The organism is Nocardioides sp. (genome assembly GCF_036401255.1).
GTDB lineage: Bacteria > Actinomycetota > Actinomycetes > Propionibacteriales > Nocardioidaceae > Nocardioides.
Map to the genome: position 1 here is coordinate 1 of NZ_DASWVI010000319.1, position 7,623 is coordinate 7,623.

The window sequence follows — 7,623 nt, forward strand, 5'->3', positions numbered from 1 at the left end:
CAGGTCGGCGCCGGTCTCGGCGAGCGTCACCGCGACCGTGGCGCCGGGGCCGCCGCGGTCGAAGTCGCCCCAGGTGCTGGTCGCGACCAGCCAGCGGCCGTCGTCGCGCAGCAGGTGCACCGCGTGGTCGCCGTACGCCCCGGCGGCGTCGGGCCGCCGGAAGTACAGGTCGGACAGGTGGGTCAGCTCCAGCGTGCCGGGGTCCAGCGCCCACACCGAGGCGTGCGCGGTGTCGAAGAAGCCCGGCCCGGCGCTGGTCGCGGTGAGCAGGACCCGGCCGTCGGGGCGGTACGCCGTGCCGTCCGCGTGGCTGACCTGCCGGACGTCGCGCAGCCCCAGCTGGCCGAACCGGCCGGCCACCGGGGCGTCGCTGCGCAGCCCGGCCAGCCAGTCCTCGTCGCGGGTGTCGATCCGGCCGCGCAGGTCCACCCGGCCGCGCACGACCCAGTCGCCGCGGGCGCGGGTGAGCACGCTGAGGTGGGTGCCGGTGAGGGCCAGCCCGAGCTCACCGACCTCACCGTCCGCAGCGGCCCCACCGGCCCCGCCGGCCGAGGTCGCCGGGTGCCGGGTGGTGCGGCCGCCCGTGGTCACCTCGAGCCAGGCGTCGGTGCCGTCGCGGCGGGCGCCGAGCCGGTCGGTGCCCGAGCAGAGGGCGACCTCGCGGCCCGGTCCGGTCGCGGCGGCGTACGGCGCGAGGACCTCGGCGAGCCCGGATCCCGGGACGACCAGGTCGACCGGACGTCGCCGACCGGCAGGCTCGAACCGTGCCGACTCGAACCGGGGGAGCACGCGCACCGGCTGCCGCTCAGCGGCCCTGCGTCGTCGCCCGCTGGAGCGCGGCCACCGCGGTCTCGACCTCGTGGGTGAGCTGGCGGAGCAGGTCGGCGGCGCCGGTCGTGTGCGCCTCGATGCCGAGCGTCTCGAGGTCGGCCGCGACGTCGGAGACGCGCTCCAGGCCGAGGTTCAGCGCGCTGCCCTTGAGCTGGTGGGCGGCGGTCAGCAGCGCCATCGCGTCGTCGCGGGCGACCGCGTCGCGGATCGCGACCAGCTGGTCGCCGACCCGGCCCAGGAAGGACGCGGCCGCGCGCTCGAAGAACGTCACGCCGTCCTTGCGCAGCTCGGTCAGCACCGCCACCCGGGCGGCGTCGAGGACCGCACGACGGACCTCCGGCTCGTGGTCCCCGGGCTCCCCCGTCGCGGGCTTCCCCGTCGCGGGCTCCGCCGCCGCGGGCTCGGCCTCCGCGGCGCCGGGCAGCACCCACTCGCGCACCACCCGCTCGAGCTCGCGCGAGTCGACCGGCTTGCTCACGAAGTCGTCCATCCCGGCGGCCAGGCAGCGCTCCCGCTCGCCCTCCATCGCGGACGCGGTCATCGCGATGATCGGGACCCGTTGGCCGGGCGGCTCGCTGCGGCGGACCTCGCGGGTCGCGTCGTACCCGTCGAGGCGGGGCATCCGGCAGTCCATCAGCACCGCGGCGTACTCGTGCGGGCGGCCGAGCAGGCGCACCGCCTCGACGCCGTCGGAGGCCACGTCGACCGAGCACCCGAGGCCCTCGAGCAGGCCCGAGGCGACCAGCTGGTTGACCTCGTTGTCCTCCACGACCAGCACCCGTACGCCGAGCCGCGGCTCGCTCGGGGACGCGGGACCGGGCTCGGACGACGTGTCGCCGAGCAGGTCCAGCAGGGCGGTGCGCAGCTCGCCGTGGCGCACCGGCTTGCTCAGCGTCACCTGGATGCCGGCCGCCTCGGCCTCCTGCCGGCTCACGGTCTGGTCGGAGGTCAGCAGCAGCAGCGCCGGCTCGCCGAGCCCGGGGTCCGCCCGGATCTGCCGAGCGAGCTCGAGCCCGTCGGTGCCCGGCATCATCAGGTCGAGCAGCGCCACGTCGTAGGTCTCCCCGGACCGCGCGGCGCCGCGCAGGAGAGCGATCGCCCCGGCCGCGGAGGCGACGGACACCGGGCGCATCCGCCACGCCGAGAGCTGCTCCTCGAGGATCAGCCGGTTGGTCGCGTTGTCGTCGACCACCAGCGCACGCCGCCCGGAGAGGTAGCGCGCCGACTCACGGCCGCGCGGGGGCGCGGCGGCGCCGCGGCCGAGCCGGGCGGTGAAGGAGAACGTGCTGCCGAGGCCCGGCTCGCTCTCCACCCAGATGTCCCCGCCGAGGGCGGCGGCCAGCTGGCGCGAGATCGCCAGGCCGAGGCCGGTGCCGCCGTGCCGGCGGGTGGTCGACGGGTCGGCCTGGGTGAACGCGTCGAAGAGCCGCTCGCGAGCATGCGGCGCGATGCCGACGCCGGTGTCGGAGACGTCGACGCGCAGCAGGATCCCGGACTCGTCCTCGGCGGCCACCCGCGCCCGGATCACCACCTCGCCCTGGTCGGTGAACTTCACCGCGTTGGAGCCGAGGTTGCTGAGGATCTGGCCGAGGCGCACGGCGTCGCCGTGCAGGTGGGTCGGTACGTCGGGGTGGCAGGCGACCACGAGCTCGAGACCCTTGCCGTGCGCGGGGCCGCTGAGCACGGCGGCGACCTGGTCGAAGACCGCGCGCACCTCGAAGTCCGCCCGCTCGAGCTCGAGCTTGCCGGCCTCGATCTTCGAGAGGTCCAAGATGTCGTTGATGATCCCGAGCAGGGTCAGGCCGGCGCCCTGGAGGTTCTCCGCGAGCCGGCGCTGGTGGTCGTCGAGCTCGGTGAGCAGCAGCAGGTCGGTGAGCCCGATGACGCCGTTCATCGGGGTGCGGATCTCGTGGCTCATCGTCGCCAGGAACTCCGACTTCAGGCGCGAGGCCTCCATCGCGGCGTCTCGTGCCTCGGCGAGCTGGGTGGCGCTGCGCTCGCGCTCGGCGACCACCGACAGCTGGCCGGCGACCTGGTCGAGGAGCTGGCGGGCGTTCGCGTCCGGCGGCACCTCGTCGGCGAGCAGCTCGGCCACCGCCACCACCGCCGAGCCGGTGGTGATCGGGAACGCCACCAGGCTGTGGGTCTCCTCCAGGCCCGGCGCGGGCCCGACGACCAGGGCCCCGGTCGCCCGGGCCCGCTCCGCCAACGCCTCGTCGAAGGCCACATCGACAAGTGGCCGGGGCGGGTCGGCGAGGTCGACGGGCTCGCGGCGGCCGTCGTCGCCGCACGCCCAGGCGCCGACGGCGAACCAGCCGGTGCGCTCGGGGAGCCCGTGCGCCATCAGCACCAGGGCCTCCTGGAGCGAGCTCGCGAGGTTGGCGGCGGTCGCCATCTGCTGGAGCAGCTCGAGGCGGCGGGTCGCCTCGGCGGCCTGCTCGTCGGCGGCCCGCAGGTCGGTGATGTCCTGCACGGTGCCGCCGGTGCGCACCGCGCGGCCGACCGCGTCCCGCTCGACGTACGCGATCACGCGACCCCACCGGATCGAGCCGTCGCGCCGCAGGATGCGGGCCTCGTAGGCGTACTCGTCGCTCTCCGCGGCGGCGGCACGGGCCTGCTGGATCACCAGGTCGCGGTCGTCGGGGTGCACGAACGACAACAGCAGCTCCGTCGAGGACGGGACCTCCTGCGGCTCCAGGCCCAGCAGCCGGTACATCTCGTCGGACCAGGTCATCTCGTCGGTGTCGATGTCGCGCTCCCAGCTGCCGAGGTGCGCGACCCGCTGGGCCTGGGCGAGCTGCTGCTCGCTCGCCAGCAGGCTGTCGACGAGCAGCTTGCGCTCCGTGTACGGCGCCACCCGGTGCAGCCAGCCGGTCCGTCGGCCGGTCGCGTCGTGGATGGGCGCCGAGCTGAGCAGGCCCCACACCGTGGACCCGTCCGGACGGAAGAAGTAGGCCTCGAAGTTCTCCCGGCCCTGGCCCGTGCGGAGCATCTCCCCGAACCACTCCCAGAAGATCGGGCTGCCCGCCGCGTCGAAGAAGTCGACGAAGCGGGTCCCGGGCATGTCCTCCTGGCGCCGGTCGAGCATCTGGGCCATCCGGCGGTTGGCGTAGGTCGTGACGCCGTGGTCGTCGAAGATCCAGATGCCGTCGGGGAGCAGCTCGAACGCGCTCAGGTCGAGGCCGGGGTCACCGGCCCCGGCGCCGTCCTGCTGCGAGCTCATGCACCGATCATCGCCCACGTCCCGACGAATCGGAGGAGTTCCCCTCCGTGGCGGTGCCGTGCCCACCCGTTCGGGTGGGCCGGCAGGGTCCGCGCGGGTCCGGGTCAGGCCTGGTCGGTCTCGGCGTACTGCTCGGAGTGGGAGTAGTAGCCCAGCGCGGTGCTGAGGCTCTCCAGCGAGCGCCGCGCGGCGAGCGCGAACTCGGGGGCCGGGTCGCGGTCCAGGCTGTCGTGGTGGCAGGCGCCGAGCCCGATGCTCGGGGCGGCGTTCGGCTCGTCGGCCCGCAGCATCGCGACCGCGGTGACCTCGTCCCCGTCGTCGGACAGTTCGATGTCGACGTGCCAGGTGGTGGTCTGCATGTCCTGCTTGTCTCCTCCATCGCTCGGGACGGGTTCTCGCCCCGTCCGAGTCAACCCCGCGGCCCGGCGCACCGGACACGGACTACCGCACCGCAGCCGCGAGGCCTTTGGTCCCCCGAGTCCCGAACCCGGCGGCGCGCGGTCCCGGGACTCCCGACGTGACGGCGACGGGGCTGGGTCGTTGGCCGGGCATGCGCACGAGATTCCTGGTCGTCCTCGGTGTGGTGGCGTCGCTGCTGGGCGCCCTGCTGGTCGCCTCGCCGTCGCCCGGCACCGCCGCCGCGACCCGCGGCTCCCTGGTCCTCCAGGTGCTCTCCAACCGCGCCGACCTCATCTCCGGCGGCGACGCCCTGGTCGCGGTCCGCCTCCCGAAGGGCGTGCGGCCCGGGCGGGTCCGGGTGCTGCTCGGAGACCGCGACGTCACGCGTCGCTTCGCGGTCCGCGAGGACGGCCGGTTCCTCGGTCTCGTGCGCGGCCTGCGGGTCGGGCGCAACGTGCTGCGGGCGAGCGCGCCCGGCGTGACCGGGGTGGCCGGCGACCGTGCGGTGATCGTCAACCACCCCAACGGCGGGCCGGTGTTCTCGGGACCGCAGACCGAGCACTACCGCTGCCAGGAGTCCGCGCGCGACGCCGCGTGCAACGAGCCCGCGACCTACGACTTCCTCTACAGGTCCACCGACCCGACCCGGACCGACCTCCAGCCCTACGACCCGGACGACCCGCCGTCGGACGTCGCCACCACGACCACCGACCAGGGCGTGGAGGTGCCGTTCGTGGTCCGCCGCGAGCGGGGCTTCCAGGACCGCGACCGCTACACGATCCTCACGCTGTTCCGGCCCGGACAGCCGTGGCGGGCGTGGTCGCCGCAGCGGCAGTGGAACCACAAGCTGCTGGTCACCCACGGCGGCGGCTGCGGCGCCTCCTACGCCCCGGGCTCGCCGCCCCTCGCGGACTACTCCGGCACGTTCGACGGCGTCCCGCTGGTCACCCCCAGCTACGTGACCGCGCTCGGCCGCGGCTTCGCCGTACTCTCCACCGCGCTCGACAACACCGGCCACAACTGCAGCGTCGCGATGAACGCCGAGTCGGTGCTGATGGCCAAGGAGCGCCTGGTCGAGAGGTACGGCGAGCTCCGGTACACGATCGGCACCGGCTGCTCGGGCGGCTCGATCGCCCAGCACACGGTGGCGAACGCCTACCCGGGCATCTACCAGGGGCTGGTCACGACCTGCTCCTACCCGGACACGTTCACCGCCGGCGCCCAATTCGCGGACTACCACCTGCTGCGGGGCTACTTCGAGGACCCGTCGCGCTGGGCTCCCGGCGTCGTGTGGACCCCGCTGCAGATGGCGCAGGTCGAGGGCCACGTCTCCCACGTCAACGCGGTCGTCGCGGACGAGGGGCTGTTCAAGGCGGCGCTCGACCCCGAGCACGACTGCTCCGGCACCGTCGACCCGGTCCCCGGCGACCCGAGCACCCGCTACGACTCCGAGACCAACCCGGCCGGCGTGCGCTGCTCGGTCCTCGACCTGCTCGTCAACCAGCTCGGCCGCCGGCCGGAGTCGGTGTGGACGCCCCAGGAGCGGGCCGCCGGGCACGGCTTCGGCGGCATCCCGTTCGCCAACGACGGCGTGCTCTACGGGCTCGCCGAGCTCCGGTCGGGCGCGATCACGCCCGCCCAGTTCGTCGACCTCAACGCCAAGCTCGGCGGCCTGGACGTGGACTCCCAGCCCACGCCGGAGCGGATCAGCGGCGACCCGGCCTCGATCGCGCGGGCCTACCGCACCGGGCTGATCAACGAGGCCAACCACCTCGACGAGGTCGCGATGATCAACCACGGCGGGCCCGACCCGGGCATCGCCCACGACTACGCCCACGCGTTCTGGACCCAGGAGCGGCTGCTCGCCGACCAGGGCCACACCGACAACCGGGTGATGTGGTTCGGTCCGACCCCGCTGATCGGCGACGTGACCTGGGCCAACGAGGCGCTGGTCGCCATGGACCGGTGGCTGACGGCCGTCGAGCGCGACCGCGGCCCGGAGCCGCTCGCGGAGAAGGTCGCCCGCGACCGCCCGGCCGACGTCACGGACCGGTGCGTCGTCGACGCGCTCGCCGACGCCTGCGACGTCGAGGAGCTGCAGGTGCTGCAGACCCGGCTGTCCACCCCGCGCCAGGAGGCCGGCGGCCCGCTCGCCAACGACACGGTCGCGTGCCGGCTGACACCGCTGGACCGCGCCGACTTCGACGGCCTGCTGGTCCCGTTCACCGACGAGCAGTGGGCGACGCTCGAGGCCACGTTCCCGCACGGCGTCTGCGACTGGTCGGTGCCCGGCGTCGGCCAGGGGCCGGCCCAGACCTGGCTGCGCTACGACGCGGCCGACGGCGGCCCGGCGTACGGCGGACGCAACCTGCCGCCGGTGCCGGCCGACTCGGCCCTCGACGTGGTCAGCCCGGTGTGGGCGGAGATGCTGCGCAAGTAGCCGGCCGGACTCCTTGACCTCGCTCCTTGACCTCGCTCCTTGACCTCGCGGCCGTGGAGGAGGCAGCGTGCGGGCATGAGGCGTGCCCCGCACGAGAACGTGGCGACCGTGCTGGTCGACCCGGCGGTGCTGCACGAGCTCGAGGTGCACCTGATGTCGCTGGACCTGCGGGTGTGGCCGGTCGCCACGTCGCCGGTCTACGTCGACGGCCCGCGTGCCGCGTTCCAGCTGCGCCGCCGGATGCTGGTGGCCCGCCGCGGCGCCTGGGACGACGCCGCCACCTGGACGCCGGTGTGGATCGCGTTCGGCGACACCTGGCGCCACGGCGCCGAGCCGCTGCCCTGGGTCGCGCACGAGACCCTGTGGCGCACCCTCGAGCAGTACGCCGAGCACGTCCGCTACCGGCTCGGCCTCGGCGGGATCCCGCGGCTCGACGTACCGCGCGAGCGCACCGCCTGAGGGTCCTGCGTCCACGCGGGACCATCGGCCCTGGGCGGTCACCGGCCGCCCGGTAGACTCGCGGACGTGATCACCCGAGTGCAGCCCGAGGCGACGAGCGCCTGCCTGCCCTCGGTGCCGTTGATCCGCCGCCGCGCCGTGGACCACTGCCGGGTCCGTTCGGCGCTGTGTCGCCTGCGCTGAGCGCAGCTGCGCCACCCGCCGGGTGACCCACCCGGGGCCGTGCCCCGGGACGCACCCGTGCGGCCCCGCCCGGCCCCCCGCGCCCGCC

4 protein-coding genes and 1 pseudogene are annotated in these 7,623 nt (G+C 74.8%); 2 read left to right on the plus strand and 3 right to left on the minus strand.

Annotated features, from left to right (window positions below; genetic code table 11):
• The 3 genes and pseudogenes from VGD85_RS15030 to VGD85_RS15040 form a co-directional block, all read right to left on the minus strand.
• A pseudogene (locus VGD85_RS15030) lies at positions 1–795 on the minus strand (hypothetical protein); the annotation flags it as partial.
• Between the two features lie 10 nt (positions 796–805).
• A complete protein-coding gene (locus VGD85_RS15035; RefSeq protein ID WP_331064248.1) occupies positions 806–4,054 on the minus strand; it encodes a response regulator in 3,249 nt (1,082 codons plus the stop codon).
• Positions 4,055–4,158: 104 nt separating this feature from the next.
• Positions 4,159–4,413: a dsRBD fold-containing protein gene (locus tag VGD85_RS15040; protein ID WP_331064249.1), complete on the minus strand. Its 255-nt coding sequence runs from the start codon at positions 4,411–4,413 to the stop codon at positions 4,159–4,161.
• A 191-nt stretch (positions 4,414–4,604) separates the two neighbouring features.
• Here VGD85_RS15040 and VGD85_RS15045 point away from each other — a divergent pair, with 191 nt between their 5' ends.
• Both VGD85_RS15045 and VGD85_RS15050 read left to right on the plus strand, forming a co-directional pair.
• Positions 4,605–6,893 carry a DUF6351 family protein gene (locus tag VGD85_RS15045; RefSeq protein WP_331064250.1) on the plus strand — a complete coding sequence of 763 codons (2,289 nt, stop codon included), beginning with the start codon at positions 4,605–4,607 and terminating at the stop codon, positions 6,891–6,893.
• 75 nt (positions 6,894–6,968) lie between these two features.
• Entirely contained in the window at positions 6,969–7,352 is a 384-nt protein-coding gene (locus tag VGD85_RS15050) for a hypothetical protein (RefSeq protein WP_331064251.1), read from the plus strand.
• The last annotated feature ends 271 nt before the right edge of the window (positions 7,353–7,623 follow it).